Here is a 26,522-nt window from a genome sequence, read left to right on the forward strand (position 1 = left end):
TAGGAAAGTTTCCTATTGGTGAGAGGAAAGTAGGCCCGACGCCACGGGGGCGTCAATACCGGCCACTGGTGGCAACCAAGTCGTTACCCGGACATGGAGGGACCATGGGCGGCCGCACGACGAAGGGCGCCCGGAGATCCCTCCGGGCGCCCTTCCTTCACGTCCTGCAGGTCCTCTACGACTGCGTACCGCAGGTCGTGTACGCGTCCTACTTCGCCGCCGGGCGGGGCGACGCGATCGGGGCCGCCGCCTCCGACTGGGGCGAGGCCGAGTTCGCGTGCGCCGACGGAGCCGCCACCGTGGCCGTCGGATCGGCCGGGGCCGCACCCTCCGCCGCGGCCGGGAGCCCGCCCACGATGCGGATGTCCGCCTCGTCGAAGGCGCGCTTGACACGCCAGCGCAGCTCGCGCTCCACCCCCGCGGCCTTGCCCGGCATCGTCTTCGCCGAGACACGGACGACCATCGAGTCCAGCAGCACGCTGTCCAGGCCGAGCACCTCGACCGGACCCCACAGGATCTCGTTCCAGGGCTCGTCCTTGGTCATCCGCTCCGCCACCGCGTCGAGGGTCGCCTTCACCCGGTCCAGGTCCTCGCTCGCACGGACGGTCACGTCCACTCCGGCCGTCGCCCAGCCCTGCGAGAGGTTTCCGATGCGCTTGATCTCGCCGTTGCGGACGTACCAGATCTCGCCGTTGTCGCCGCGCAGCTTCGTCACGCGCAGGCCGACCTCGATCACCTCGCCGGAGGCAACCCCCGCGTCGATGGCGTCGCCGACGCCGTACTGATCCTCGAGGATCATGAACACGCCGGACAGGAAGTCCGTCACCAGGTTGCGCGCGCCGAAACCGATCGCCACGCCCGCGACACCGGCGGAGGCGAGCAGCGGAGCCAGGTTGATCTGGAAGGTGGCCAGCACCATCAGCGCGGCCGTGCCCAGGATCAGGAAGGACGCCACCGAGCGCAGCACCGAGCCGATCGCCTGCGAGCGCTGCCGACGGCGCTCCGCGTTCACCAGCAGCCCACCGAGCGCCGTGCCGTCCACCGCCTGGACCGTACGGGTCATGCGGTCGATCAGCTTGGTGATCGCCCGGCGAACCACCACTCTCAGTATCGCCGCGATCACCAGGATCAGGAGGACCCGGAGGCCGATCGCGAGCCAGGTGGACCAGTTCTGCTCGACCCAGCTCGCGGCGTTGGTCGCGCTCTGCTGGGCGTCCTGCAGCGTGGGGACCGCGGGAGCCGTCGTCTGCGAGGACGACGAAGACGGCGTGGCGCCGACGGCCAGTAGGGCGGGCAGGGACACAGCAAGTACCTCCAGGTGCGGTGTCTGCCTCCGGTACTGACGGTCAAGGTCACGGAAAGGTCACCGGAGGGCAGAGGCACCACACTAACGGGGCATCGTGTGGGGATCGTGGCCATGTTCCAGGGAGAGACCGTGCTCACCTGGGGAAGTAAGGGGGCGCGCAGCGGGGGAAGCTTCAGGTGTGGTCGAAAACACTCCCAGCCCGTTACCGGGACATGGTGGCGCTTCCACCAGGCATGAGGGGAGACTGACTGCAGATCGTCCCGGCGCGAGCCACGCGTCGCCGGCGTACAAGGAGGCATCCGTGCCGCATGTCCTGGTCCTCAACGCGTCGTACGAGCCACTCGGCGTCGTACCGCTCCGCCGCGCGCTCGTCCTCGTCCTCGAGAACAAGGCCATATGCCTCGAGGAGTCCGGCGCCTATATGCACAGCGCAACCGTTACTGTCCCCGCACCCAGCGTGGTCCGGCTCAAGCGATTCGTGCGGGTTCCCTACCGGGGGCCCGTTCCTCTTACCCGGCGCGCGCTCTTCGCGCGTGACGGCGGCCGGTGCATGTACTGCGGTGGCGTCGCAACCAGCGTCGACCACGTCATTCCGCGCAGCCGCGGTGGTCAGCACGTCTGGGACAACGTGGTGGCGTCGTGCCGCCGCTGCAACCACGTCAAGGCCGACCGGCATCTCTTCGAGATCGGCTGGCGGCTGCGTCACAAACCGGCTCCGCCCAGCGGTCTGGCGTGGCGCATCATCGGCACCGGGCATAGGGACCCGCGCTGGCTGCCATACCTGCAGCCGTACGGCGCGGATGACGCCTTGGCCCGGATCGACGGCATTTCCGCCTGACGATCCGGGCCTTCGCATACCCCGCCGCCCCCGGACCGGCCCCGCGCCCATGACGCGAGGCCGGTCACCCGAACACGCCCACCCCACCACTGTCCGTGGTCGAGGAGGGCGGTGAACGGACCTTCCGCGGCGCACCCGCGCGCCGCCCCCGCACCCAGCACCCAGCACCCAGCACCCTCTGCCTCGGTCCGGTGGTCCGGTTACGTGCGTCATGCAGCGAAGCCGTCGTCGGCTTCGTTAGGGTGTCCTACGGAGTGGCCGATGTGTCCTGTTCGGCCCTCGCGGCGGGAGCGAGCGGGACGAAATGTGACCACGGACACGTTGCTCAGCCTCGTACGTCTGCGCACGCGCCCACTGGGTAGGCCTGCTCTCGCCCGCATCCGTCGTACGACGACCAAGGAGGCCCCTGTGGCCGCACCGGCACACCCCCTGCTCCCGGCCCCGTCCAAACGCTACGCGGAGCCGTCCGCCGACCCCGACACTCTGCTGTGCGTCCTCAGCGCGGAGAGTGCCTCGGCGGAGGCACCGCTGACCAGTGAGCCGCCCCTGCCCGACGCCGAGCCCCTCACCAGCGAGCCCCCCCTCGCCGACGCCACACCCCTGACCAGCGAGCCCTCCGCCCTCGGCCCGGACCCCTCGGGCTACTAGATGGCACAGGTCGGCTCCGCGCGCGACGAGACGCCCCTCGCCCGGCTCGCCGCGCTGTACGGCGTCGCCACCTTCTACCGCCCCTCCCCGGACCGCACGGTCGCGACGTCGGACACGGCCGTCACGGCCGCCCTGGCGGCGCTCGGGGTCGACGCGAGCACCCCGGAAGCCGTCCGGCATGCCCTCGCCGCGCGCGAGAGGGAGCTGCGGGAACGGCTGCTGCCGCCGACCGTGGTCGGCTGGGGCGGGCGGCCGCCCGCCGCGCTCGCCGCCCTTCCGGACGGCACCCGCCTGCGGATCGAGACCGAGCAGGGCGAGATCCGGGCCTCGGCAGAACAACTCCCGCCCGGCGTCCACGCGTTGCGCGTCACCGCGCCCGACGGACGCACCGCCGAAGTCCCTCTCGTCGCCGCGCCCGCCCGGCTGCCCGCGCCGCCGACCCGCTCGTACGGACTGCTCGTCCAGCTCTACTCGCTGCTCTCCCGCCGCTCCTGGGGCATGGGCGACCTCGGCGACCTCGCGGAGCTGACCGCCTGGGCCGGGCGCGCGCTCGGAGCCGGGTTCGTGCAGGTCAACCCCTTGCACGCGGCCGTACCCGGCGCGCCCACCGACCCCTCGCCCTACCGCCCCTCCTCCCGTCGCTACCCCGACCCCGTGCATCTGCGCGTCGAGGACGTCCCCGAATTCGCGTACGTGGAGGACCGGGCCCGCCTCCGCGGGCTGCTGGAGCGCGCCGCCCGGCTGCGCGAAACCGTCCTCGACAAGGGCGCGTTGATCGACCGCGACGCCGTGTGGAAGCTCAAGCGCGAGGCGCTCGAACTCGTGCACGTGGTCCCCCTCGGACCCGGGCGGCGCGCCGCGTACGTCGACTTCCTCGCCGAGGAGGGCGAGGTGCTGGAGGACCACGCGACCTGGTGCGCGCTCGCGGAGGTCTACGGCTCCGACTGGCAGAACTGGCCCTCCCGGCTGCGTGATCCGCGCTCCGCCGAAACCGCCCGTGCACGTCGCGCGTTGCTGGACCGCGTCGACTTCCACACCTGGCTCGCCTGGCTGACCGACGCCCAGCTCGGTACCGCCCAGCGCACCGCGCGCGACGCCGGAATGCCCGTCGGCCTGATCCACGACCTCGCGGTGGGCGTGCATCCGGGCGGCGCCGACGCCTGGGCACAGCAGGAGTACCTCGCGGGCGGCATGTCGGTGGGCGCACCACCGGACGCCTTCAACGCGCGCGGACAGGACTGGGGCCTGCCCCCGTGGCGCCCCGACCGCCTCGCCGCCTCGGGCTACGCCCCCTACCGCCGGCTCCTGCGCGCCCTTCTCCGGCACGCGGGCGCCCTGCGCATCGACCACGTCATGGGGCTGTTCCGGCTCTGGTGGGTGCCGCAGGGGCAGCCGCCCACGGAGGGCACATACGTCCGGTACGACGCCGAGGCCATGCTCGCCGTCCTAATCCTGGAGGCCTGGCGCGCCGGGGCGCTGGTCATCGGCGAGGACCTGGGGACGGTGGAGCCCGGGGTGCGCGAGGCGCTGCACGAACGCGGGGTGCTCGGGACCTCCGTGCTGTGGTTCGAACGGGACTGGGAGGGCGACGGGCAGCCGCTTCCGCCCGAGCGGTGGCGGGCGGACTGCCTCGCCACCGCCACCACCCACGACCTGCCCCCGACGGCCGCCCGGCTCACCGGCGAACACGTTGACCTGCGCGGCCGGTTGGGCCTGCTGACCCGCCCGCTGGACCAGGAGCGTGCGGCCGCTGCCGCCGACACCCGGGAGTGGCTCGCCCTGTTGTCCCGGATCGGACTGCTGAAGGGGGCGAGCGGAGGGGCTTCGACGGCGTCGGAGGAGCTCGAGATCCAGGCCGTCCACCGCTTCCTGCTGCGCACCCCGGCCCGTCTGATCGGCGTCTGGCTGCCCGACGGGGTGGGCGACCGCCGCCCGCAGAACCTGCCGGGCACCTGGGACCAGTACCCGAACTGGCGCCTGCCGATCGCGGACGCGGAGGGGCGCCCCGTGACCCTGGAGGACCTCGCGGCCTCACCGAGGCTGCACGCGCTGGTGGACGTGCTGCGCAGGAGGGGCGGGACGGGCGGGGACGAGCGTGCACGAGCGGTGAAGCACGGAGAACGGCCGGGGCGGGGAGCCGAGGGCTCGTAGCGCACCCCGGGCGCGCGGGCCGTTCGGGCGTTCGCTACTTTTGCACTGTGGACAAGAAGAACGCCCTGCGCGCCGGCGCCCTGGCCGCCGGTACGACGCTGATGATGCTGCTCATGTCGTCCCCCGCGCTCGCGCTGACGCGCGACGACGGCGACGACCCCGGCAAGGGCCTGAGCGTGGCCGCGACGCTGGGGCTGTTCGTGGCGACGCCGATCGTGCTGTTCCTGATCATCGCGGGTCTGGTCATGGTCACCGACAAGACCCGCAAGCAGGCGAAGCAGGGCTGACGCCCGTCCCGGAGCCATGGGGTCTGCGCCCAGGGCTCGTGGGCCGCTCAGGCCTTCCCGCACCTTCCGTCGAGGGAGTCCGCGCACACATCAGGCGCGCGGACTCCCTCGACGTGTTTCACCCGGATGCATCAACGACCAGGGGTGCAGCGCCTCTTCTGGGGGCTGGGCCTCCTGCGGGCGTCGCGTCTCGTGGGGGCGTTGCGCCTCCGGCGTCCGTCGCGCCTCTCACCGGCGATCCGCCTCCCGCGGGCGATCCGCGTCCGGCGGGCGATCCGCCTCTCGTGGGTGTCGCGTTTTCCGCGGGTGTTGTGCCTCCCGCGGGCGATCCGCCTCTCGTGGGTGTCGCGTTTTCCGCGCGTGTTGCGCCTTCTACGGGCGATCCGCCTCCCGCGGGCGATCCGCGTCCGGCTGGCGATCCGCCTCTCGTGGGTGTCGCGTTTTCCGCGGGTGTTGTGCCTTCTACGGGTGCGGTGCCGTGAGATAGCGCTGCACCGTCGGCGCCAGCCAGGCCACGACCTCCTCGCGGGCCAGGGCGACGGCCGGCGGGAGCTTCAGCACATACCGGGCCAGCGCCAGCCCCAGCATCTGCGAGACGATGAGCCCGGCCCGGGCCGGCGCCTGCTCGGGGTCCGGGCAGATGCGCTGCGCGACCGGCAGCACCTGGTCCCGGAAGATCCCCTGCAGCCGCTGGGCTCCCGCCGGGTTGGTGACGCCCACCCGCAGCAACGCCGTCAGCACGCCGTTGTTCTCCTCCCAGAGGGTGAGGAAGTGGTCCACCAGCGCCTCGCCCACGTCGTGAGGCCGCAGCCGCTGGGGGTCGGGCATGCGGAGATCGACGTCGAGGACCGCGTCGAAGAGGCCCTCCTTGGAGCCGTAGTAGCGCATCACCATGGACGGATCGATCTGCGCGTCCTTGGCGATCGCCCGGATGGTGGCGCGCTCGTAGCCGTCGGAGGCGAAGCGCTCCCGGGCGGCGGCGAGGATCGCGGTGCGGGTGGCGTCGGAGCGGCGGGGGGGTTTCTCAGCCATGTCAACAACCGTAGGCCAACACTTGTTGACAGTCCAGTGGGCTCACTCTATGTTGGCAAACGGGCGTTGGCCAACAGGTGTTGGCCAACGGAAGTTGACCTGTATGCGTCGGCCCGCAGACGCTGACCTGCAGGCGTTGGCACCAGGAGGTCGCCATGGCAGGCAAGACCCGCACCACCGCTCCCGACAACGGCACCCCCGCGGATGTCCTCGTCGTCGGCGCCGGTCCGACCGGCCTCCTTCTCGCGGGCGACCTTGCGACAGCCGGCGTCCCCGTCACCCTCGTCGAGAAACGCCCCCACCAGATCAGCAATCTCTCCCGCGCCTTCGTCCTGCACGCCCGCACGCTGGAGCAGCTCGACGCCCGCGGGCTCGCCGACGAACTGGAGGAGCAGGGGGAGCGCCTCTCGGGCATCCGGTTGTTCGGCGGTCTGTCCCTCCGGCTCGACACCCTGCCCTCCCGCTTCAACCACCTCCTGGTCCTCCCGCAGTACCAGGTGGAGAAGGCGCTGGAGCGGCGCGCGGTCGAGGCGGGGGTCCGGTTCGTGTACGAGACCGAGGTCACCGGCCTGATCCAGGACGCCGACGGCGTGAGGCTGGAGGTGTGCCGGGCCGGGGGTGAGACCGGTGAGATGCGCGCCGCGTACGCCGTCGGCACCGACGGACTGCACAGCGCCGTCCGCCAGGCCATCGGCCTGCCCTTTCCCGGCAGGTCCGTCATCCGTTCCGTCGTCCTCGCCGACGTCCTCCTCGACGAGAAGCCCGAGCAGCCGCTGACCGCCGACACCGTCGGCGACGCCTTCTCACTGATCGCGCCCCTCGGCGACGGCTACTACCGGGTCATCGGCTGGCAGCGCGGCCGCAACGTCCCCGACAGCGTGCCGGTCGACCTGGACGAGGTCCGGCAGGTGGTCCGCCTCTCGCTCGGCCGTGACTACGGCATGCACGACGCCCGCTGGATGTCCCGTTTCCACAGCGACGAGCGCCAGGCGCCCGCGTACCGGGTAGGCCGTGTCTTCCTCGCCGGGGACGCGGCGCATGTGCACACCCCGGCCGGGGGCCAGGGCATGAACACCGGCCTCCAGGACGCGGCCAACCTCTCCTGGAAGCTCGCCGCCGTACTCCGCGGAGACGCAGGGCCCGCCCTTCTGGACACCTATCAGTCCGAGCGGCATCCCGTCGGCAGGGCCGTGCTGCGCAGCAGCGGCGCGATCGTGCGGCTGGCGATGGCGAAGCACCCCGCGACCCTGGCGCTGCGCGCCGCGCTGACCGGCTTCCTCGCGCGCGTCGGCCCGGCCCGGCGACGGGCCGTCGGCCAGGTCACCGGCATCGGATACGCGTACGCGGCCCCGCGTGGCGCCCACCCGCTGGTCGGCAGGCGCATCCCCGACGTCGCCCTCACCTCGGGGCGGCTCTACGAGGCTCTGCGCGGCGGCAGGTTCGTGCTGATCACGCCTCGGGCCCAGGACGCGGACGGCCGCAAGGACCGGCTGACGGTGGAGCACTGGGCGAGCGGACGGCGTACGACCGTGCTCGTGCGGCCCGACGGCTACGTCGCCTGGGCGGCGGAGGCTCCCGACGCCGCGCGGATCGAGGCGGCGCTGGTCAGCTGGACGGGTCGGAGCTGACCGTACCGATGAGCAACTGACGCAGCGGTCCGGCCGGTTGGCCGGACCGCTGTGCGTACCGCGCATTCGGCGACGCCGCTTCGTATGACCACGCCCGCCGCCTGACACGGCAAGGGGCGCCCGGCACAGCGCCGGGCGCCCCCTCATACAGAGGCGGTGACTAGGCCGTGGCCGCCGCCGCGTCCGCCGCCTGCGCCCTGAGCGCCCGCTCGACGCCCGCACGCGACTCCAGGATCAGGCGTCGCAGCGCCGGGGGCGGCTCGGCGGATGCCAGCCACGCGTCCGTCTGCGCGAGGGTTTCCTCAAAGACCCGGATCGACGGGTACAGCCCCACGACGATCTGCTGGGCCATCTCGTGCGAGCGCGACTCCCAGATGTCCTTGACCACCGCGAAGTACCGGTCGGTGTAAGAGGCGAGCAGCTCCCGCTGGTCGGTCTGGACGAAGCCCGAGATCACTGCCTCCTGCACGGCGTTGGGCAACTTGTCGGACTCGACGACCGATGCCCAGGCCTCCTCCTTGGCCTCCGCGGTCGGACGCGCCGCCCGGGCGGTGGCCGCGTGCCGCTCACCGGCCGCCGTCTTGTCCCGCTCCAGCTCGCCCGCGATCTCCGGCTCGTCGAAGCGGCCCACCGCGGCGAGCCGCTCCACGAAGGCCCAGCGCAGCTCGGTGTCGACGACCAGACTCTCGATGGACTGCGAACCGTCGAGCAGCGCCTCCAGGAGGTCCAGCTGTTCGGGGGTCCGGGCGGTCGCCGCGAAGGCGCGTGCCCACGCCAGCTGGTGGTCGCTGCCCGGCTCGGCCGCCCGCAGATGGGCGAGGGTGGCGTCCGTCCACCGGGTCAGCAGCGCCTCGCGTGCGGACGGGTCGGCGTACAGGTCGATCGCCAGCTTCACCTGGCGGTGCAGCGACTGCACGACACCGATGTCCGACTCCTTGCCGATGCCGGACAGGACCAGGGCGAGGTAGTCGCGGGCCGCCAGCTCGGCGTCCCGGGTCATGTCCCAGGCCGAGGCCCAGCACAGGGCCCGCGGGAGAGACGACTCGAAGTCGCCGAGGTGCTCGGTGACGAAGGAGAGGGACCGGGGGTCCAGGCGGACCTTCGCGTACGACAGGTCGTCGTCGTTGAGCAGGATCACATCCGGGCGCAGCCGGCCGGCCAGCTGCGGTACGGCCGTCAGCTCACCGTCGACGTCCAGCTCGATCCGGCCGTCCTCGTCGCGCAGCAGCTTGCCGCTCTCCTCGTCGAGGTTGTACAGGCCGATCGCGATGCGGTGCGGACGCAGGGTGGGCTCGCCCTTCGCGCCGGCCGGGAGCGCCGGGGCCTCCTGGCGGATGGCGAAGGAGGCGATGACGCCGTTCTCGTCCGTTTCGATCTCGGGGCGGAGGATGTTGATGCCGGCCGTCTCCAGCCACTGCTTCGACCATGTCTTGAGGTCGCGGCCGGAGGTCTCTTCCAGGGCGCCCAGCAGGTCGGACAGGCGCGTGTTGCCGTACGCGTGCCGCTTGAAGTACGCCTGCACGCCGGCGAAGAACTCGTCCATGCCGACGTATGCGACGAGCTGCTTGAGGACCGAGGCGCCCTTGGCGTACGTGATGCCGTCGAAGTTGACCAGGACGTCGTCGAGGTCGTTGATCTCCGCCATGATCGGGTGGGTCGACGGCAGCTGGTCCTGCCGGTACGCCCATGTCTTCATCGAGTTGGCGAAGGTCGTCCAGGAGTGCGGCCACCGCGACTCGGGGTGGTAGGCCTGGCAGGCGATGGAGGTGTAGGTGGCGAACGACTCGTTCAGCCACAGGTCGTTCCACCACTCCATGGTCACGAGGTCGCCGAACCACATGTGCGCCAGCTCGTGCAGGATGGTCTCGGCCCGCACCTCGTACGCGGCGTCGGTGACCTTGGACCGGAAGACGTACTGGTCGCGGATGGTGACCGCGCCCGCGTTCTCCATCGCGCCCGCGTTGAACTCGGGCACGAAGAGCTGGTCGTACTTCTTGAAGGGGTACGCGTAGTCGAACTTCTCCTGGAACCAGTCGAAGCCCTGCCGGGTGACCTCGAAGATCGCGTCCGAGTCGAGGAACTCGGCCAGGGAGGGGCGGCAGTAGATGCCGAGCGGGACGCTCTGCCCGTCCTTCTCGTACACGCTGTGGACGGAGTGGTACGGGCCCACGATCAGCGCGGTGACGTATGTCGACAGCCGCGGCGTCGGCTCGAAGACCCAGACGTCGTCCTTGGGCTCGGGGGTGGGCGAGTTGGAGATGACGGTCCAGCCGGTGGGTGCCTTCACGGTGAACTGGAAGGTGGCCTTGAGATCCGGCTGCTCGAAGGAGGCGAAGACCCGGCGGGCGTCCGGGACCTCGAACTGGGTGTAGAGGTAGGCCTGCTGGTCGACGGGGTCGACGAAGCGGTGGAGGCCCTCGCCGGTGTTGGTGTACGCGCAGTCGGCGACCACGCGGAGCACGTTGCGGCCCTCCAGGAGCCCCGGCAGGGCGATCCGCGAGTCCTTGAAGGCCTCGGCCGGGTCGAGTTGGTCGCCGTTGAGGGTGACCTCGTGGACGGCCGGGGCCACCAGGTCGATGAAGGACTCCGCGCCGGTCTCGGCGGAGTCGAAGCGCACCGTGGTCACGGACCGGTAGGTGCCGCCCTCCTGCGCGCCGGAGAGGTCGAGATCGATCTCGTACGAGTCAACGGTGAGCAGCTTCGCCCGCTGCTGAGCCTCTTCGCGGGTCAGGTTTGTGCCAGGCACGCGGTCATCTCCTCGTTATGTGTGGGTTGCGCCATCCTTCCATGTCGCCACTGCATTGGGCGATGACCGGGTGCCCTGGTGACGGAGGCCGAACAGGCACCCGGCCGCTGCCCCGCCGCCCTTGGGATCTGCCGCCCACGGATCCCGCTTCGGCCTGAACGGTCTCGTCCTCGAACGGCGGACGGCTGGGTCCGCCGACCGGCGCCGGGATGCCGACCGGCGCGCGGAGCGCGATGTCCGTTTCCCGCCGGTGATCGGGGCCGGTGAGCGCGAGTCTGGAGGTATGACGACGTACACGGCACGAGCCATCGATCCAGCCGTCCTGAAGGAGCTGCGCGTCTCGGACGACGCGGGCCGCCCCATGCGCCCCTCGGTGGACGAGGAGGGCGGCGCGCCCCTGCGCTGCTGCCTGCGCCGGAGCGTGACCGGCGAGCGGATCGCCCTTGTCTCGTACGCGCCCCTGCGCCGGTGGGCGGTGGAGACGGGCGCGGACCCCGGGGCCTACGACGAACAGGGACCGGTCTTCATCCACGCCGACGACTGCGCGGGTCCCGAGCTGTCCGGATATCCGTTCCCGGGCGCCCACCGCACGGTCCGCCGCTACTCGGCCGAGGGCCGCATCCTCGGCGGCCGACTGGTCCCGGCAGTCGTCCCGGAGGCCTTCGTGGACGCGTTCGCCGACCCCGCGGTCGCGCTCGTGCAGGTGCGTGCCGTGGAGTACGGATGCTTCCTGTACGAGGTGCGCAGGCCCGGGAACCCCACGGCATAGGGAAGGGGGCGGTCACCGTGCGGCGGCCGCCCCCTCGACTCCCGTATCGCTTGAGCGCTTCCCGTACCGCTTACTCGTTCAGCTCCGCCGCGACCAGCTCCGCGATCTGCACGGCGTTGAGGGCCGCGCCCTTGCGGAGGTTGTCGTTGGAGACGAAAAGGGCGAGGCCGTTCTCCACGGTCTCGTCACGGCGGATGCGGCCCACGTACGACGGGTCGTTGCCCGCGGCCTGGAGCGGGGTCGGGATGTCGGACAGTGCCACACCCGGAGCACCGGCCAGCAGCTCGGTCGCGCGCTCCACCGACAGCGGACGGGCGAAGCGGGCGTTGATCTGGAGGGAGTGGCCGGAGAAGACCGGGACCCGGACGCAGGTGCCGGAGACCTTCAGTCCGGGGATCTCCAGGATCTTGCGGGACTCGTTGCGGAGCTTCTGCTCCTCGTCGGTCTCGTTGAGGCCGTCGTCCACCAGATTGCCCGCGAAGGGGACGACGTTGAAGGCGATCGGGCGCTTGTAGACCCCCGGCTCGGGGAAGTCGACCGCCTCGCCGTCATGGGTCAGCTTGTCGGCGTCGGTGATCACCTTCTGGGCCTGGCCGTGCAGCTCCGCGACGCCCGCGAGGCCCGAGCCGGACACCGCCTGGTACGTGGCGACGACCAGCGCCTCGAGGCCCGCCTCCGCATGCAGCGGCTTCAGCACCGGCATCGCGGCCATCGTCGTGCAGTTAGGGTTGGCGATGATGCCCTTGGGGCGGTTCACGACCGCGTGCGGGTTCACCTCGGAGACCACGAGGGGTACGTCCGGGTCCTTCCGCCAGGCCGAGGAGTTGTCGATCACGACCGCGCCCTGCGAGGCGACCTTCTCGGCCAGTGCCTTCGAGGTCGCGCCGCCCGCGGAGAACAGCACGATGTCGAGGCCGGTGTAGTCGGCCGTGGCCGCGTCCTCCACCGTCACGCCGTCGAGGACCGTCCCCGCCGACCGGGCCGAGGCGAACAGGCGCAGCTCCCGGACCGGGAAGTTCCGCTCCGTGAGGATCCTGCGCATGACCGTGCCGACCTGACCGGTGGCTCCGACGATTCCGACCCTCACGGCGACTCCCTCTACATGTCTGTGCGTGCGTGTTGCTCGGCCGAGGCTTCTCCATCATGCGGTCGACCCCGGCCCGCCTGTCCAATTCTTTGCGCGGTGTGCCCGAGGAATGGGACGTGACGGCCCGCCCGCCGGTTGCGGACGTCCGGCGTCCACCCTGCTGAGCTGCAGAAATTCGCCCTATGCGGGCCCCGGGCCGCAAGCTGTGCTGCCCCGCGCCTGCCCGTCTCCGCGGGACGCACACGGCGGTGTGACGTACGCCTCCGGGCGGGGGCATCGGGTGGGAGGCGCGCCTCGCCTTGGTCGTGGACGACGCTGAGGACCTGCCAGGCGGTCCGGGTGAGACCGAACTCCGCCGGCATGTTGTTCATGTGGTGGGTGAGGGCTTTGTCGGTGCGGTTGAGCCGGTAGCCGATGGGCCTCATGCAGGTGCACTCCCATGGTTGGCCGGGTCGGTCAGGTCGCTGATGCGGCTGCGCCGGACAGGAGCGCGGTCCAGTCCTGGCCGGCGGCCCAGTCGGTGAAGCTGTGCCAGCCGACTTCGGGATAGTCACGGTGCAGCCCGGCGACATCGACGTCGAGGCCGGAGGTGGTGAAGTACTCGAACATGGCCGCCAGGTCGGCGGAGTGGGTCCGGACGTGGGCCGGAGACACCTCCTGGTGCACGACCGGCGCGCCGATGGCCTCCGCGAGGGTCTCCGCGATCTGGCCGGGGGTGCGCTCGTCGGAGGCGATGTCGATGCGCCGCCCGGCGAACTCGTCACGGCGTTGCAGGACCAGCGCGGCGAACGCGCCGATGTCGGCGGCGGGGATCAGGGTGAGTGCCCGGTCGGCAGGCATGGGCCAGGCGAAGGTGCCGCCGCGCAACCCGTCGAGGGTCCAGCCGTCGGCGTAGTTGTCCATGAACGCCGCCGGAGCGATCACCGTCCAGGGCACGCCGACTGTGCGCAGGTGACGCTCGACCAGGTGCTTGCTCTCGTAGTGCGGGATGCCCGTGCCGCGGTCGGCGTGGGCGGCGGAGGTGAGCACGATGTGCCCGAGGCGGGTGGATGCCGCGGCGTCGACGAGGGCCTTGCCCTGCCGGGTTTCGGTGGCCGGGTCGGTGCCGAACGGGGTGGTGACCGCGAAGAGGGAGTCGGCGCCGACGAGGGCCGTCTCGAGGGACGCGGGGTCGTTGAAGTCGGCTTGGCATACGTCGGCGCCGAGGCGGCGCAGGGCTTCGGCGGCGGGTGATCCGGCGCGGCGGCTGAGGGCGCGGACCCGGTGGCCGGAGGCCAGCAGGGCTCGGGCGGCGGCCCCGCCCTGGGCTCCGGTGGCTCCGGTGACGGCGACTGTGAGCATGAGCATGGTTCCCCTGTCAGAGTGTTCTCTGTGTGGCACAAGTAATGCGGCACGCAGAAGACTAGGGGAAATCGCTGCGCGGCGCAGATGTTTAGTGTGTGATCCGCGCGGCGGACGCGGGTCGGCCCCGGCTCTGCGAGGAGTTGCTCATGAGGCCCGGCTCTACGAGAAGTCGCTCATGAGAAAGGGCGGGCGCCAACCGGACGCCCGCCCAACCGGACACCCGCCCCCACGGCCGTTACCCGCTGCGGTGTGACCTTCTCGATCTTCACGCTGTCGCGCGTAGGGCGCGGGTCTCAGCTCTCGCGGGTGCGTGCGTAATGGCGGGACGCCTTCGCGCGGTTGCCGCAGGACGCCATGGAGCACCAGCGTCGGGTGCCGTTCCGTGACGTGTCGAAGAAGTGCAGGATGCAGGAGTCGTGGGCACAGCCGCGGATGCGGTCGGGGGCGGTGGCCAGCAGTTCCAGGTAGTTGCGGGCGGCGAGCCAGGCGGGGCCCCAGGCCGGGTCGGCGAACTCTGCGCGCTCGCCGGGGCCTTGGGGGGTCAGGGTCGGCCGGATCCGCCCGTGTTCGAGGACCGCGTCGACCGCGATGGCCCCGTCCCCGCTCGCGCCGTCCACGGCGGACTTCAGGGCGTCGCGCGCCTGGAGCGTGTGGCGCAGGGTCGCCTCGTCCGCGCCGAAACCGCCGAGTCCGTTGGCGGTCAGCCATACCGCGAGCCCGTCGGTGTCCGTGAGCAGGTCCTGGACGGCACCCTCGCGCATCCATCGGGTGTTGAGGAGGTCGAGCGCGAGCGGCTCCCCGGTGAGCGGGCGTGGGTCGCGGGCGGCGGGCATCGGGGCTCCTCGGCTGGGGACCTGCGCTAACCGGTCAAGGGTACGTGAGTGGTTGACCAGCTGCGAACATAACCTCTAAACTCAATTTTAGAGGTTAGCCCATCTGTGGGGCTGCCATGACCGAGGGGACCGCCATGTCACTGCGCACGGGCCATATCGGCCTGAACGTCACCGACCTCGACCGCTCGCTCGCCTTCTACCGGGACGTGCTCGGCCTTCCGGTACTCGCAGAGGGCAAGGAGGACGACCGGAGGTACGCGTTCCTGGGGGAGGGGCCCAGCCCGTTGGTCACGCTCTGGCAGCAGGCGCAGGGGGAGTACGACCCCGGGCGCGCCGGACTGCACCACCTGGCGCTGGAGGTGGACACCGTCGAGCGGGTCGGGGAGTACGAGAAGGCCCTGCGCGCGTACGGCGTCGCGTTCGCGTACGAGGGCGTGGTCGCCCACCGGGAGGGCTCGGCATCCGGCGGCATCTTCTTCCACGACCCGGACGGGACGCGCCTGGAGATCAGCGCGCCGGACGGCGCACAGGGTGCGCCGGTGCCGCACACGTCCACTCCGACCTGCGGGTTCTTCTAGCCATGAGCGTCTACCACGCGGGTTCGCGCGCGGTGCAGGAGCGGGTCGGCGTCCGCGACCGGGCGGACCATGTGGGCGCGGCCGTCGGCGACGCCCTGAAGCCGGTGGCCGCCGCCTTCCTGGAGCTCCAGCCGCAGCTGGTGCTGGGCGCGGCCGACCCGGTGAGCGGCGCCGTGTGGGCGTCACCGCTGACCGGCGCGCCGGGTTTCGTACGCGCCACGGGTCCGCGCCGGATCGCGGTCGTGGGCACAGTGGCGGCCGCCGACCCGCTCGCGGGGGCGCTGACCGGGGAGGGCCTCAGGGTCGGCACGATCGCCCTCGATCCGCGCACCCGCCGCCGCATGCGTCTCAACGGCCGGGCCCGTCCGACATCGCGCGGGCTGGCGATCGAGGCGGACCAGGTGTTCTCCAACTGCCCGAAGTACCTGCAGAAGAGGGAGTCGTACGAGACGGTGGTGTGCCGGACACCGGGCGAGCGCCGACGCGCCGACGAACTGACGGACGAACAGCGTGCGTTCATCGGCGAGGCCGACACCTTCTTCTTGGCCACCGTCCACGACCACGGCGCCGACGCCAGCCATCGGGGCGGCAACCCCGGTTTCGTAAGCGCCCCTTCGCCCGGCGAACTGAGCTGGCGCGACTATCCGGGCAACTCGATGTTCCTCACCCTCGGCAACCTAGCGGCCGACCCGCGCGCGGGGCTGCTGTTCCTGGACTGGACGACGGGCCGGACGCTCCAGCTCACGGGCGAGGCGCGGACGGAGTTCGGGGCCGACGGGGAGCGGCGGGTCCGCTTCACGGTGCGGGAGGTCATCGACACCCCCGCGGCGGTACCGCTGCGCTGGTCCCCGCCCGAATACTCGCCTGCCAATCCGGACCCGGCGGGTTAACGTCCCCGCGTGCGCAAAAAGTTGAGGGTGGCGGCCTACGCCATCTGCGTCCGCGACGGCCGGCTTCTGCTCGCCCGCGGCTCGGCCCGCGACGGGACCCCCGAGTGGACCCTGCCCGGCGGCGGCATGGAACACGGCGAGGATCCCTACGACACCGCCGTGCGGGAGGTGGAGGAGGAGACCGGATACCGCGTCGAGCTCACCGGGCTGCTCGGCGTCGACTCGATCCGCCGCAGCTTCCGCCGCTCCTTCGGACGCACCGTGGACCACCACGGCGTACGGCTCCTCTACGAGGGACGCGTCGTCGGCGGCGAGCTCCGCAACGAAGTCGGCGGTTCCACCGACCTTGCGGCCTGGCAGGACCTGACCGACGTGCCCGGGCTGCGGCGGGTGGGGCTCGTCGACACGGGGCTCACGCTGTGGCGGCAACGTCCCGGGGCGGGCCGGACCGCACTCCCCGGGGCCTGACGCCCGTACCCCGGGCGTGTGCCTCCCGGGCACTGTGACGGGCCCTGCGTGCCCACGCCCCTCGGCTCACCCCTGGCGCGTCAGCACCAACTCCGCCCGCTCCACGGCCCGCTCACGCGGTCCCGTCGACCTGTTCGCGGTGGTCGGGCCGTGTGGCGCCGGGTCGCCGAAGCGGAAGGAGAGCGAGGTGAGGAAGCGGCGGCCGCGGTCCCAGCCCACCGGCACCGTCGCCGTCACCCGGGCGGTGCCCGACGCGGCGGCCCGCTCCAGGAGCGCGCCGGCCACGGCCGGGCCCGTCCGTGTCCCCCACAGCGACGGATGCAGCAGGAACAGCCCCACCGCGCAGGCGTCCGGTGCCGGGAAGCGCAGGATCGCGTCGATGACCCCGACCACCGGACCCCCGGTGTCCTCGGTCACGACGAGGATCCGCTTGTCCTGCCAGTCGGCACCGGGCGGCAGGCTGTAGTACAGGCTCTGCAGGTCTGCGGGGCCCGAGGGGAGTCCGGTGGCCGCCTCGAAGTACGTGGTGGCCGCCTGGAGGAGCGCCAGGACGCCGGGCTCGTCGTCGGGGCCGGCCTCCCGGACGGCGTACCGTCGCCCGTCGGCGGTCGTGATCTCGGCGGTGATCGGCTCGGTCATCAGGACATCGTCACACCGGGACCGCCCCAGGAGCCACCGAATACCTCCCATGTTCGAAGACCGCCGAATTCTGGTGTAAACCCATCCGACTCGGACATGAGACACGCCGTTCATCCGTCTGAAACATCTGTGCCGCGTCATAGCGGCTAACCCGCTGTTCACGGGGATGGTTCGAGATTTGTGCAAGGCGGGTGGTCCAGTGCGTACAAGGCACGGTCTGCACGTGCTCTCGGTCTACGAGGGCTTCTTCTCCGGTGGCGCCCGGATTCTCCACAGCGATGTCGTCCTGGGACTGCAGGAAGGCGGCCAGCACCACCGGGTGCTGAGTGTCCACGGCGAAGTACTCCGGGAAGCGACCCGGCAGCCGATGGAGGACGACGCCTGCTACCGGTCGCTGACGACGGCAGGCGTGGAGGTCACGTCCCTGGGCCGCACCTTCGGTCTGCCCGGGGCCTCGGCCGTCGACTCGGCGCGCTACAGCGGGCCCGAGCTGGCGGCGACGGCCAGGGCGATGGCAGGCGCCGACGTCGTCCTGGCGCTCAAGGAGCAGCCGCTCGGCCTGCTCAACCAGGGCGGCCTGCCGCGCCGGCCGGTGATCGTCTGCCTGCACCGCTCCGACCCGGAGAACCAGGGTGCGGCCCTGTCCGAGCTGAAGGCCGCCATCGCCGACGGCAGGGTGGTGGCCTGCGTCTGCTGCGCCGAGTCGAGCCGGGCCGCCTACGAGGCCGCCGGGATTCCGCCCGAGCTGCTGCACGTCATACCCAACGGCGTGGACCTGCTGCGCTTCCGGCCGGACGCCGTCCGGCGGGCCCGGCTGCGCTCGGAGCTCGGCATCCCGGACTCCGCGCCGGTCGTCGTCTTCGCCGCCCGGTACGACACGATGAAGAACGTCCCGCTGTTCCTGCGCGCCGCGCACGCCTGGCTGCGGCGCGAGCCCGGCGGCCATGTGCTGATGTGCGGCGCGGGCATGACCGGCGCGCAGCCCGGGCTGCACGCCGACATCGAGGCCGCGTTCGGGGACGACACGGAACGGCTCACCCCCCGGCTCCACCGGCTCGGGGTGCGGCGCGACATGGAGACCGTCTACGCGGCCGCCGACGTGGTGGCGCTGACCTCGGCCTGGGGAGAGGCGGCCCCGCTGTGCCTGATCGAGGGCATGATGTGCGGGGCGGTCCCCGTCGCCACCGATGTGGGCGACAGCGCGGCGATCGTGGCCGGGCACGGCTTCGTCACCCCGCCGGACGCCGACGCGATCGCGACGGCCTGGAGCGACGCCGCCGAGGCCCGCGCCGGTCTTGCGACCGTCCTCGCCCGCAGCCGTGAGCGCTTCAGCCGCACCCGCATGATCGCCTCGTACGCCGCGCTCATCGACCGCGTCCACGCCGAGGCGATCAGGCCGGCCCTGCCCGAGCGGCCTCTGCCCGAGCCGCACTGACCGGCACGGCACACGAGGAGGGGCCGCCCGTCGGAGGCCCCTCCTCTCCCCCTTCTTCCCCCCTTCCCCCTCCTGTCCTGACACCGATGCCGGTGGTCACTACCGGGGCAGCACCACGACATACGCGGTCGGCTCCCGGTCCGCCGCCGCCATCAGGGCCGTGCGCACCACCGTCGCCTGCTGCTCCAGTGCCTCCCGAAGCTTCTTCGGGGTGATGTGCACGACCGTGATGCCGAGGCACTCCAGGTGTTCGCGCTTGCGGGCGTACTCCGACCACAGCGCGTCGTCTTCCTGGCGCGGCGCACGGGTGTCCAGCTCGAGTGCCACCGCCTGGTCGGGCCAGTACGCGTCCAGGCCGCCGAGGCAGGGGCCGCCGGGGAGCCTGAGGTCCACGTTCCACACCGGGTCCGGCAGGCCGTAATCGCGCACCATCCGGTACAGCCGGTCCTCCGCGATCGCCCGGCCCTCCGCCAGCAGCGAGTCCACCGCGTCCACCACGTGCGGGCGGCTGAGCAGCTTCGCCTGGTTCAGCTCCCGTACGACGGCGGCCGGTTCACAGTGGCCGCCGCGCACCGCCTCCGTCAGCAGGCGGCGCACCGTGCCCGCGTCCGTCAGCTCCGCCACCGCGTCGGCCAGGGCGCGCGGAACCGGTGCGACGGGCAGGCCGGTGACCAGGCTGGGGTCCGGCATTGCCGGGGTGCGGACCACCCGTGCGCAGCCCGCGCTGCGCAGCCGCCGCAGCCGGGGGACCAGGACGTCGACCTTGTCCAGCGACGTCAGCGGGGGCGCGCAGGCGAAGCCGTGCAGCGCCAGCGCGGCCAGGCCCGTGATCATCGCGTCGGGCTGGCGCCGCGCGGTTCCCGGGCCGTTCGCGCCAGGCTGGGCCGGGACCCGTGGCGCCGGCGCGCCGAGCGAGGAGCGTGCCGCGTAGAGCAGCACCGCGTGCAGGCGTTCCTCCGGGGTGGGCGGGCCCGGGTGCAGCAGATACACGCCCGGCAGGAACTGTTGCCAGGGGCCACCGGCCCGGCAGCGCTCGCTGGTCTCGGCGGTGGTCACACCGTGGGCGCGCAGCTGGGCCGTGGTCAGCACCCGGCGCTGCACCTCCGACAGATGGCGCAGCGGGCGGGGGGAGAGCGGGGTGTTGTGGGTCATGACCCCGGAGTTCCCGCGCCGGATCCGCCCCCTAACCCCTGTTACACGGCTGTCGGCAAATGCGGACAAGGCGGAGCTAAAGTACGCGCGTTCGACTGCCGAAAGAGGCTGGTCCGGATGGGGGGAGCGGCGGGTTACGGGTTCGGATACTCGTATTTCGTAACTGTCGTTTCCCGAAGCCCGTCAACCGCCGTCCCCGCGGAAAGCCGGCCTATCGGGCGGCCTGCGCGTCGCACACCTGCCCGCGCAGGGCGCGGGCCAGGTCGTCGCGCGCTTCCAGCACCAGCCTGCGCAGCGCGGGGGGCGCGGACTCGTGCGCGGCGAGCCACGTATCCGTCGCGTCCACCGTGTCCTGCGAGTCCTGGAGCAAGGGGAACAGGCCCTTCACCACGTCCATCCCGATCTGGATGGACCGCTCGGCCCACACGCGCTCGATCGCCGCGAAGTACTTCGCCGCGTACGGCGCGAGCAGCTCCCGCTGGGAGGGCTGCGCAAAGCCCGAGATGGTCGCCTCCACGAGAGCGTTCGACAGGGCGTGCGACTCGACCACCTGCGCCCACGCCTGGGCCTTCACGGCCGCCGAGGGGCGCGCGGCCAGACAACGGACCTGGTGGCGCTTGCCGGAGGCGGTGTCGTCCCGGGCCAGTTCCGGCGCGATCACCGACTCGTCCACGGCCCCGTGCGCGGCCAGCGGCTCCAGGAGCGCCCAGCGCAGCTCCTGGTCCACGTCAAGGCCGTCGATCTTCTCCGTGTCCTCCAGCAGGCCCCGCAGCAGCCGCAGTCCGGCCTCGTCCGACACCACCGCCGCGAAGAACCGCGCCCAGGTCAGCTGGTGCTGGCTGCCCGGCTCCGCCTGCCGCAGCTCGCGCAGCGCTCCCTGAGCCAGCAGCCGGCCGCCGGTCCGGCGCCACTCGGGCGCGGCGTAGTACGTCAGCGCCGAGTTCGCCCAGCTGTGGAGCATCTGGAGCACGCCGATGTCGGTCTCGCGGCCGGAGAACCGCAGCACCAGATCGATGAACTCCCGCGCCGACAGCAGCGCGTCCCGGGTCAGGTTCCACAGCGCCGACCAGCTCAGCGCCCGGGCCAAGGGGTCGGCGATGTCGCCCAGGTGGGCCTTCAGGGTGGCCAGCGAGGTGTCGTCGAAACGGATCTTGCAGTACGTGAGGTCGTCGTCGTTGACCAGCACCAGCTCCGGCGCCTCGGCTCCCGCCAGTTCGCCGACGACCGTACGCGGACCGTGGACGTCGACCTCGGCGCGCGCATACCGGACGAGTGCGCCCTCCTCGCGGCGGTACAGACCCACCGCCACCCGGTGCGGACGCAGTTCCGGGTGGGACTCGGCCGCTTCCTGGAGCACGGACAGCTCCGCGATCCGCCCGTCGGTGCTCAACAGCACTTGCGGGGTGAGCGAGTTGACGCCCGCCGTCTGCAACCAGGACCGCGCCCAGGCCGCCATGTCCCGGCCGCTCGTCTCCTCCAGGACCGACAGCAGGTCGCCGAGGCGCGTGTTGCCGTACGCGTTCCGCTTGAAGTAGCGGCGCGCGCCCTCCAGGAACGCCTCGCGGCCGACGTACGCCACCAGCTGCTTCAGGACGGAGGCGCCCTTGGCGTAGGTGATGCCGTCGAAGTTGAGCTTCGCGTCCTCCAGGTCGCGGATGTCCGCCGTGACGGGGTGCGTGGAGGGCAGCTGGTCGGCGCGGTACGCCCACGCCTTGCGGTTGTTGGCGAAGGTGATCCAGCCATTGGTGAAGCGGGTCGCCTCCACCAGCGAGAACGAGCCCATGAAGTCGGCGAAGGACTCCTTCAGCCACAGGTCGTCCCACCACACCATGGTCACCAGGTCGCCGAACCACATATGGGCCATCTCGTGCAGGATCACATTGGCCCGGCGCTCGTACGACGCCTGCGTGACCTTGCCGCGGAAGATGAACTCCTCGCGGAAGGTGACCAGACCCGGGTTCTCCATCGCGCCGAGGTTGTACTCGGGCACGAACGCCTGGTCGTACTTCCCGAACGGGTACGGGTGGTCGAAGTGGTCGTGGAAGAAGTCCAGGCCCTGCTTGGTGACCAGGAAGACGTCGTCCGCGTCGAAGTGCTTCGCCAGGCCCTTGCGGCACATCGCGCCGAGCGGGATCTCCAGCGTCGTACCGTCGTCGAAGGTGCGCGAGTAGGTGTCCGTGACGTAGTGGTACGGACCGGCGACGACGGCGGTGATGTACGTGGAGATCGGCTTGGTCTCCGCGAAACGCCACACCCCGTCGTGCAGCTCGCCGGTGCCGTTGCTCCACACCGTCCACCCCTCGGGGGCGCGGACCTCGAAGCGGAACGGGGCCTTGAGGTCGGGCTGCTCGAAGTTCGCGAAGACACGGCGGGAGTCGGCGGGCTCGTACTGCGTGTACAGGTACACCTCGCCGTCCTCCGGGTCGACGAAGCGGTGCAGGCCCTCGCCGGTGCGGGAGTAGGCGCACTGGGCGTCGACGACCAGCTCGTTCTCGGCGGCCAGGTCCTCCAGCTGGATGCGGGTGCCGTCGAAGACCTCGCTGGGATCGAGGTCCTTGCCGTTGAGCGAGACGGCGGTGACGCCCGGGGCGACCAGGTCGGCGAAGCTCGTCGCGCCCGGGTCGGCACAGCGGAAGCGGATCGTGGTGACCGAGCGGAAGGTGCGCGGCTCCTCGCCCGCGTCGCCTACGGCGGAGCGCAGGTCCAGCGACACGTCGTACCCGTCGACGGACAGCAGGGCGGCCCGCTCCTGGGCCTCGTCACGGGACAGGTTCTCACCGGGCACGGCGGCTCCCTCTGGCAGCTGGATGGGCGACAGGACCGATCCTGCCATGTGCCCCTGACGCCGGGCATCGGGAATGTCGTCGGCGACCTCTGTTGTTGCGCCGGAAACGACCACTTTCCGAGGAGAACGATGTCCGAGTCCGCGACTGCTTCCGGCAAGACCCCCGTCGACTTCTGGTTCGACCCCCTGTGCCCCTGGGCCTGGATGACCTCCCGCTGGGTCCTGGAGGTGGAGAAAGTCCGGGACATCGAGGTCCGCTGGCACATCATGAGCCTTGCCGTCCTCAACGAGGACAAGCTGGACCAGCTGCCGGAGGAGTACCGGGAGATGCTCGCCACCAAGGCGTGGAAGCCGGTGCGCGTGGTGACCGCGGCGTGGCAGAAGCACGGCGCGGACGTGCTCGGCCCGCTGTACACCGCGCTCGGCACGCGTTTCCACAACCAGGGTGAGGGCCCGACGACCGAGGCCATCGCGGCGGCGCTGCAGGAGGTCGGTCTCCCTGCGGACCTGCTCGACTACGCCGACCAGGAGGACTTCGAGTTCGACGCCGAGCTGCGCGCCTCGCACAAGGAGGGCATCGACAAGGTCGGCCAGGAGGTGGGCACCCCGGTGATCGCGGTCCCGGGCGCCGACGGCGAGCAGATCGCGTTCTTCGGTCCGGTGGTCACCCCGGCGCCCAAGGGCGAGGAGGCCGCGAAGCTGTGGGACGGCACGCTGGCGGTCGCCTCGGTCCCCGGTTTCTACGAGATCAAGCGGACGCGGACGAAGGGACCGGACTTCAGCAACCTGTAGGACCGCCTGCCGGCACCCCCGGAGGGGCGCTACATCCCCTCCGGCAGGGTGGCTCCCAGACTCCAGCGGTCCTTGCGCTGGACCCGGCGGCAGCCGGGGCGCGCGCAGCGGTGGTACTCCTTCGGGACGAAGAGCCGGCCCTCCAGCTGCGGCCCGAGGACCTCCTGTGCCGCCGCCTTCTCCGCGTTCGACTCCAGCTCCCGGAAGTCCTGCATCGTGTCGCCGCAGTTGGGGCACCGCCGGTAGGCCCGGTATGTCATGAGAGCCCTCCTCGTGGGACGGCCGCGGTGGCCGGATACCGCGGTTCGGTGAGCGTAGGTGAGCCCCGGCCCCCACGGCAGCAGGGAACCGGTCCCGCCGCCCGTTCGGGGGATCCGGAACCGGATGTGGCCGCAGAGATGGGGGGCGAGGTCTTCTCCGGGCCGCCCAGCGATCTCCACTGCTCCTTGTCCCGTGACTCCGCGAGCTGCCCCAGGCAACAAGAAGGCCCTCACGTGTCGCACGTGAGGGCCTTCCCGGTCAGGAGCGGCGCGTCAGCTCCCGGCCCGCTTCCGCTGCCGGACGTACCCGACGACCGCCAGGAACAGCGTCATCCCGCCGGTCGAGTACAGCTGCACGCGCGTGTCCGGCTGCCGAGCCATCAGCACGAAGATCGTCGCCATGCCCGCCAGCGCGACCCAGGTCAGCACCGGGAACGCCCACATCCGCACGACCAGCTTCCCGGACCCCTCCCGCTCCAGCCGACGGCGCAGCCGCAGCTGCGAGACCGCGATGAAGACCCAGACGACCAGAATCACCGCGCCGATCATGTTCAGCAGCCAGGGGAAGACGTCGTTCGGCCGCCAGTAGCTCAGGAGCACGCACACGAACCCGAACACGCAGGAGGTGAGCACGGCGATCCGCGGGACGCCGCCGGAGACCCGGGCCATGACCTTCGGGCCCTGGCCGCGCTCCACCAGCGAGTACGCGATGCGCGAAGAGCCGTAGATGTTGGCGTTCATCGCCGACAGCAGCGCGACCAGCACGACGACGTTCATCAGCCGGCCGGCGGCCGGGATGCCCAGGTGGTCGAGGGCAGCCACGTACGGGCCCTTCTCGACCACCTCCTTCGAGTCCGACGGGACCAGGGTGACGATGACCGCCATCGAACCGATGTAGAAGAGCGCGATGCGCCACATCGCCGTCCGGACCGCGCTCGCCACGCCCTTGACCGGGTTCTCCGACTCGGCCGCCGCGATCGTGACCGTCTCCAGGCCGCCGTATGCGAAGACCGACGCCAGCAGGCCGATGACCAGGCCCTGGCCGCCGTGCGGGAGGAAGTGGGTGAGGTTGCTCGTCCCCGGGGAGCGGGTGCCGGGCAGAACGCCGGCGACGGCCAGGACGCCGAGCACCAGGAACAGGGTGATCGCACCGACCTTGAGGGTGGCGAACCAGAACTCGAACTCGCCGAAATTCTTGACCGCGGCGAGGTTCGCCCCGCAGAAGACCACCATGAACAGCGCCACCCACGCCCACTCGGGCGTGCCCGGCAGCCAGCCGGTGACGATCTTCGCGGCGCCGATGCCCTCCAGGCCCACGGCCGTGCACAGCAGCACCCAGAACGACCAGCCCGCGGCGAAGCCCGCCCACGGCCCGATCGCACGCTCGGCGTGCGCGGAGAAGGAGCCGGACGACGGGTAGGCGGCGGACATCTCGCCGAGCATCCGCATCACCAGCATCACGAGGATGCCGGAGACGGCGTAGGCGACGACGATCGAGGGTCCGGCGGCGGCGATACCGGCGCCGGAACCGACGAACAGGCCGGCGCCGATCACTCCGCCGAGGGCGATCATCGACAGATGGCGCTGCTTCAGGCCGTGGGAGAGGGAGACGTCCGCCTCGGGCGGAGCCGAGAGTTCGGGGGAAGTCGTGCTGGGCATGGGGGCGGGCTCGTCCAGTCCGTGGGATGGGCAAAACGCCCACAGTCTGGGCAGCCTCTCCGCTCGGACGGAGAGACCGCCCACTATCCGGACGCCCACTGTGCGGAGGGTGAGATGCCGGTTACGCGGCGACCGACGTGTAGTGCGAGGCGTCGCCCTCGATCGAGTAGCTCTCCTTGCCCTCGATGCCGACCGGGACGTCACCGGCGACGGTGACCCGGTGGAGGCGGCGCGGCAGGCCGTCGTAGTTGTCGATGGCGTAGTGCTGGGTGATGCGGTTGTCGAACAGGACCAGTTGGTTCGGGGACCAGCGCCAGCGCAGGACGTTCTCCGGGCGGGTCACATACGACTGGAGCAGGTCCAGGAGCTTGCCGGACTCGGGCACCGACAGACCGACGATCCGCTGCGCGAAGCCGCCGATGAACAACCCCCGCTCCCCGGTCAGCGGATGGACCCGGACCACGGGGTGGACGGTGCGGTACGTGATCGACGTGAACTGGGCGCGCTGCGCGGCCTTCTCCTCGTCGATCGCCTCGTGAGGCACGGCGTAGTCGTAGTCGTTGGTGTGCTCGGCCCACAGCGTGTCGGCGAGACGGCGCAGCGGCTCGGGCAGATCGCGGTAGGCGGCCGCCGAACTGGCGATCAGGGTCTCGCCGCCGTACGGCGGGACGTTGATGCTGCGCAGGGTGCTGGCCTGCGGAGGGTTGAGCACGAACGTCACGTCGGTGTGCCAGTGGTTGGCACGGCCCCGCTCGCTGTCCACGGGCAGCACGTTCGGTGCGCCCTCGACGGCGGGCACCGTCGGGTGGGCGGTGGTGATGTCCCCGAAGTGGCGGGCGAAGGCCTGCTGGCCCTCGTCGTCGAGGTGCACGTCGTCGAAGACGAGCGCCTTGTGGACGTTCAGCGCCTCCCGGAGGGCGGTGACCGTCTCCGCGTCCAGGGGCCGGGAGAGGTCGACGCCGGACACCCGGGCGCCGATGTGCGCGGTGACCTTGTGGATCTCGATCTCGGGCATGTGCGGGTCCTTTCAGACGAGGGTGGAGGGGCTCCCCACCTGTTCGGCCGAAGCCCACAGGCCGGGGAGTACTGGTTGGCGGGGCTCCCTGGGTTCACCTGGCAGGCAGGCGTGGGAAGGCCCGGATACGGGGCAGCCCAGAAAAGGAGAAAGAACTGAGAGGGAATGCACGCGAAGGGA

23 protein-coding genes are annotated in these 26,522 nt (G+C 71.5%); 11 read left to right on the top strand and 12 right to left on the bottom strand.

What is annotated here, in order from left to right; genetic code table 11:
* Nucleotides 1-208: 208 nt before the first annotated feature.
* Entirely contained in the window at nucleotides 209-1,303 is a 1,095-nt protein-coding gene (locus AAW14_RS26405) for a mechanosensitive ion channel family protein (protein ID WP_265566431.1), read from the bottom strand.
* 304 nt (nucleotides 1,304-1,607) lie between these two features.
* On the opposite strand from AAW14_RS26405, the gene AAW14_RS26410 reads away from it, so the two are divergent.
* The 4 genes from AAW14_RS26410 (at nucleotide 1,608) to AAW14_RS26425 (ending at nucleotide 5,230) form a co-directional block, all read left to right on the top strand.
* Nucleotides 1,608-2,144 carry an HNH endonuclease gene (locus tag AAW14_RS26410; RefSeq protein WP_265566432.1) on the top strand — a complete coding sequence of 179 codons (537 nt, stop codon included), beginning with the start codon at nucleotides 1,608-1,610 and terminating at the stop codon, nucleotides 2,142-2,144.
* A gap of 408 nt (nucleotides 2,145-2,552) precedes the next feature.
* Nucleotides 2,553-2,792 carry a hypothetical protein gene (locus AAW14_RS26415; protein ID WP_265566433.1) on the top strand — a complete coding sequence of 80 codons (240 nt, stop codon included), beginning with the start codon at nucleotides 2,553-2,555 and terminating at the stop codon, nucleotides 2,790-2,792.
* The gene (gene malQ / locus AAW14_RS26420; RefSeq protein WP_265566434.1) at nucleotides 2,793-4,943 is read left to right on the top strand and encodes a 4-alpha-glucanotransferase; all 2,151 of its coding nucleotides are present in this window, start codon (nucleotides 2,793-2,795) and stop codon (nucleotides 4,941-4,943) included.
* 47 nt (nucleotides 4,944-4,990) lie between these two features.
* Complete coding sequence (locus tag AAW14_RS26425) at nucleotides 4,991-5,230, top strand: hypothetical protein (protein ID WP_265566435.1); 240 nt, start codon at nucleotides 4,991-4,993, stop codon at nucleotides 5,228-5,230.
* A gap of 462 nt (nucleotides 5,231-5,692) precedes the next feature.
* Here the strand turns inward: AAW14_RS26425 and AAW14_RS26430 are convergent, their stop codons facing one another.
* Nucleotides 5,693-6,262, bottom strand: coding sequence for a TetR family transcriptional regulator (locus tag AAW14_RS26430; RefSeq protein WP_265566436.1), 570 nt, complete (start codon nucleotides 6,260-6,262; stop codon nucleotides 5,693-5,695).
* A 155-nt stretch (nucleotides 6,263-6,417) separates the two neighbouring features.
* Here AAW14_RS26430 and AAW14_RS26435 point away from each other — a divergent pair, with 155 nt between their 5' ends.
* Complete coding sequence (locus AAW14_RS26435; protein WP_265566437.1) at nucleotides 6,418-7,890, top strand: FAD-dependent monooxygenase; 1,473 nt, start codon at nucleotides 6,418-6,420, stop codon at nucleotides 7,888-7,890.
* Between the two features lie 160 nt (nucleotides 7,891-8,050).
* Here AAW14_RS26435 and pepN (AAW14_RS26440) read toward each other — a convergent pair whose 3' ends face one another.
* Complete coding sequence (gene pepN, locus AAW14_RS26440) at nucleotides 8,051-10,636, bottom strand: aminopeptidase N (RefSeq protein ID WP_265566438.1); 2,586 nt, start codon at nucleotides 10,634-10,636, stop codon at nucleotides 8,051-8,053.
* 283 nt (nucleotides 10,637-10,919) lie between these two features.
* On the opposite strand from pepN (AAW14_RS26440), the gene AAW14_RS26445 reads away from it, so the two are divergent.
* Nucleotides 10,920-11,405, top strand: coding sequence for a DUF1203 domain-containing protein (locus tag AAW14_RS26445; RefSeq protein WP_265566439.1), 486 nt, complete (start codon nucleotides 10,920-10,922; stop codon nucleotides 11,403-11,405).
* A 70-nt stretch (nucleotides 11,406-11,475) separates the two neighbouring features.
* Here the strand turns inward: AAW14_RS26445 and AAW14_RS26450 are convergent, their stop codons facing one another.
* From AAW14_RS26450 to AAW14_RS26460, 3 genes are all read right to left on the bottom strand, one after another.
* Nucleotides 11,476-12,492, bottom strand: coding sequence for an aspartate-semialdehyde dehydrogenase (locus AAW14_RS26450; RefSeq protein ID WP_265566440.1), 1,017 nt, complete (start codon nucleotides 12,490-12,492; stop codon nucleotides 11,476-11,478).
* A gap of 456 nt (nucleotides 12,493-12,948) precedes the next feature.
* Nucleotides 12,949-13,833, bottom strand: coding sequence for an NmrA/HSCARG family protein (locus tag AAW14_RS26455; RefSeq protein WP_265566441.1), 885 nt, complete (start codon nucleotides 13,831-13,833; stop codon nucleotides 12,949-12,951).
* Between the two features lie 296 nt (nucleotides 13,834-14,129).
* Nucleotides 14,130-14,669, bottom strand: a complete 540-nt coding sequence (locus tag AAW14_RS26460) for a CGNR zinc finger domain-containing protein (RefSeq protein ID WP_265566442.1) — start codon at nucleotides 14,667-14,669, stop codon at nucleotides 14,130-14,132.
* Between the two features lie 134 nt (nucleotides 14,670-14,803).
* On the opposite strand from AAW14_RS26460, the gene AAW14_RS26465 reads away from it, so the two are divergent.
* From AAW14_RS26465 to AAW14_RS26475, 3 genes are read left to right on the top strand one after another with little or no spacing between them, the layout of a single operon-like run.
* The gene (locus AAW14_RS26465; protein ID WP_265566465.1) at nucleotides 14,804-15,247 is read left to right on the top strand and encodes a VOC family protein; all 444 of its coding nucleotides are present in this window, start codon (nucleotides 14,804-14,806) and stop codon (nucleotides 15,245-15,247) included.
* A 2-nt stretch (nucleotides 15,248-15,249) separates the two neighbouring features.
* A complete protein-coding gene (locus tag AAW14_RS26470) occupies nucleotides 15,250-16,137 on the top strand; it encodes a pyridoxamine 5'-phosphate oxidase family protein (protein WP_265566443.1) in 888 nt (295 codons plus the stop codon).
* Nucleotides 16,138-16,146: 9 nt separating this feature from the next.
* Nucleotides 16,147-16,605, top strand: coding sequence for an NUDIX hydrolase (locus AAW14_RS26475; protein WP_265566444.1), 459 nt, complete (start codon nucleotides 16,147-16,149; stop codon nucleotides 16,603-16,605).
* Between the two features lie 66 nt (nucleotides 16,606-16,671).
* Here the strand turns inward: AAW14_RS26475 and AAW14_RS26480 are convergent, their stop codons facing one another.
* Nucleotides 16,672-17,244 carry a GNAT family N-acetyltransferase gene (locus tag AAW14_RS26480; protein WP_265566445.1) on the bottom strand — a complete coding sequence of 191 codons (573 nt, stop codon included), beginning with the start codon at nucleotides 17,242-17,244 and terminating at the stop codon, nucleotides 16,672-16,674.
* Nucleotides 17,245-17,467: 223 nt separating this feature from the next.
* Here AAW14_RS26480 and AAW14_RS26485 point away from each other — a divergent pair, with 223 nt between their 5' ends.
* Entirely contained in the window at nucleotides 17,468-18,679 is a 1,212-nt protein-coding gene (locus tag AAW14_RS26485) for a glycosyltransferase (protein ID WP_265566466.1), read from the top strand.
* Nucleotides 18,680-18,778: 99 nt separating this feature from the next.
* Here the strand turns inward: AAW14_RS26485 and AAW14_RS26490 are convergent, their stop codons facing one another.
* Together AAW14_RS26490 and pepN (AAW14_RS26495) are read right to left on the bottom strand one after the other, a co-directional pair.
* Entirely contained in the window at nucleotides 18,779-19,831 is a 1,053-nt protein-coding gene (locus AAW14_RS26490) for a hypothetical protein (protein WP_265566446.1), read from the bottom strand.
* Between the two features lie 211 nt (nucleotides 19,832-20,042).
* Nucleotides 20,043-22,616: an aminopeptidase N gene (gene pepN, locus AAW14_RS26495; protein WP_265566447.1), complete on the bottom strand. Its 2,574-nt coding sequence runs from the start codon at nucleotides 22,614-22,616 to the stop codon at nucleotides 20,043-20,045.
* A 129-nt stretch (nucleotides 22,617-22,745) separates the two neighbouring features.
* On the opposite strand from pepN (AAW14_RS26495), the gene AAW14_RS26500 reads away from it, so the two are divergent.
* On the top strand, nucleotides 22,746-23,408 hold the full coding sequence (locus AAW14_RS26500; RefSeq protein ID WP_265566448.1) for a DsbA family protein: 663 nt from the start codon (nucleotides 22,746-22,748) through the stop codon (nucleotides 23,406-23,408).
* Between the two features lie 29 nt (nucleotides 23,409-23,437).
* Here AAW14_RS26500 and AAW14_RS26505 read toward each other — a convergent pair whose 3' ends face one another.
* From AAW14_RS26505 to AAW14_RS26515, 3 genes are all read right to left on the bottom strand, one after another.
* Entirely contained in the window at nucleotides 23,438-23,668 is a 231-nt protein-coding gene (locus tag AAW14_RS26505) for a hypothetical protein (RefSeq protein WP_265566449.1), read from the bottom strand.
* A gap of 273 nt (nucleotides 23,669-23,941) precedes the next feature.
* Entirely contained in the window at nucleotides 23,942-25,327 is a 1,386-nt protein-coding gene (locus AAW14_RS26510; RefSeq protein WP_265566450.1) for an amino acid permease, read from the bottom strand.
* A gap of 121 nt (nucleotides 25,328-25,448) precedes the next feature.
* Nucleotides 25,449-26,342 carry a TauD/TfdA dioxygenase family protein gene (locus tag AAW14_RS26515; RefSeq protein WP_265566451.1) on the bottom strand — a complete coding sequence of 298 codons (894 nt, stop codon included), beginning with the start codon at nucleotides 26,340-26,342 and terminating at the stop codon, nucleotides 25,449-25,451.
* Nucleotides 26,343-26,522: the final 180 nt, after the last annotated feature.

The sequence above is a fragment of the Streptomyces hygroscopicus genome, from assembly GCF_026168105.1.
GTDB classification, from domain to species: Bacteria; Actinomycetota; Actinomycetes; order Streptomycetales; family Streptomycetaceae; genus Streptomyces; species Streptomyces hygroscopicus_D.

Excerpts from the sequence above, each read along its gene's own strand:
- AAW14_RS26460 (WP_265566442.1), bottom strand. The coding sequence starts at position 14,669 with ATGCCCGCCGCCCGCGACCCACGCCCGCTCACCGGGGAGCCGCTCGCG.
- AAW14_RS26500 (WP_265566448.1), top strand. The coding sequence starts at position 22,746 with ATGTCCGAGTCCGCGACTGCTTCCGGCAAGACCCCCGTCGACTTCTGG.
- AAW14_RS26480 (WP_265566445.1), bottom strand. The coding sequence starts at position 17,244 with ATGACCGAGCCGATCACCGCCGAGATCACGACCGCCGACGGGCGACGG.
- AAW14_RS26510 (WP_265566450.1), bottom strand. The coding sequence starts at position 25,327 with ATGCCCAGCACGACTTCCCCCGAACTCTCGGCTCCGCCCGAGGCGGAC.
- AAW14_RS26490 (WP_265566446.1), bottom strand. The coding sequence starts at position 19,831 with ATGACCCACAACACCCCGCTCTCCCCCCGCCCGCTGCGCCATCTGTCG.
- AAW14_RS26455 (WP_265566441.1), bottom strand. The coding sequence starts at position 13,833 with ATGCTCACAGTCGCCGTCACCGGAGCCACCGGAGCCCAGGGCGGGGCC.
- AAW14_RS26435 (WP_265566437.1), top strand. The coding sequence starts at position 6,418 with ATGGCAGGCAAGACCCGCACCACCGCTCCCGACAACGGCACCCCCGCG.
- AAW14_RS26465 (WP_265566465.1), top strand. The coding sequence starts at position 14,804 with ATGTCACTGCGCACGGGCCATATCGGCCTGAACGTCACCGACCTCGAC.
- AAW14_RS26515 (WP_265566451.1), bottom strand. The coding sequence starts at position 26,342 with ATGCCCGAGATCGAGATCCACAAGGTCACCGCGCACATCGGCGCCCGG.
- AAW14_RS26505 (WP_265566449.1), bottom strand. The coding sequence starts at position 23,668 with ATGACATACCGGGCCTACCGGCGGTGCCCCAACTGCGGCGACACGATG.
- AAW14_RS26445 (WP_265566439.1), top strand. The coding sequence starts at position 10,920 with ATGACGACGTACACGGCACGAGCCATCGATCCAGCCGTCCTGAAGGAG.
- malQ (WP_265566434.1), top strand. The coding sequence starts at position 2,793 with ATGGCACAGGTCGGCTCCGCGCGCGACGAGACGCCCCTCGCCCGGCTC.
- AAW14_RS26470 (WP_265566443.1), top strand. The coding sequence starts at position 15,250 with ATGAGCGTCTACCACGCGGGTTCGCGCGCGGTGCAGGAGCGGGTCGGC.
- AAW14_RS26430 (WP_265566436.1), bottom strand. The coding sequence starts at position 6,262 with ATGGCTGAGAAACCCCCCCGCCGCTCCGACGCCACCCGCACCGCGATC.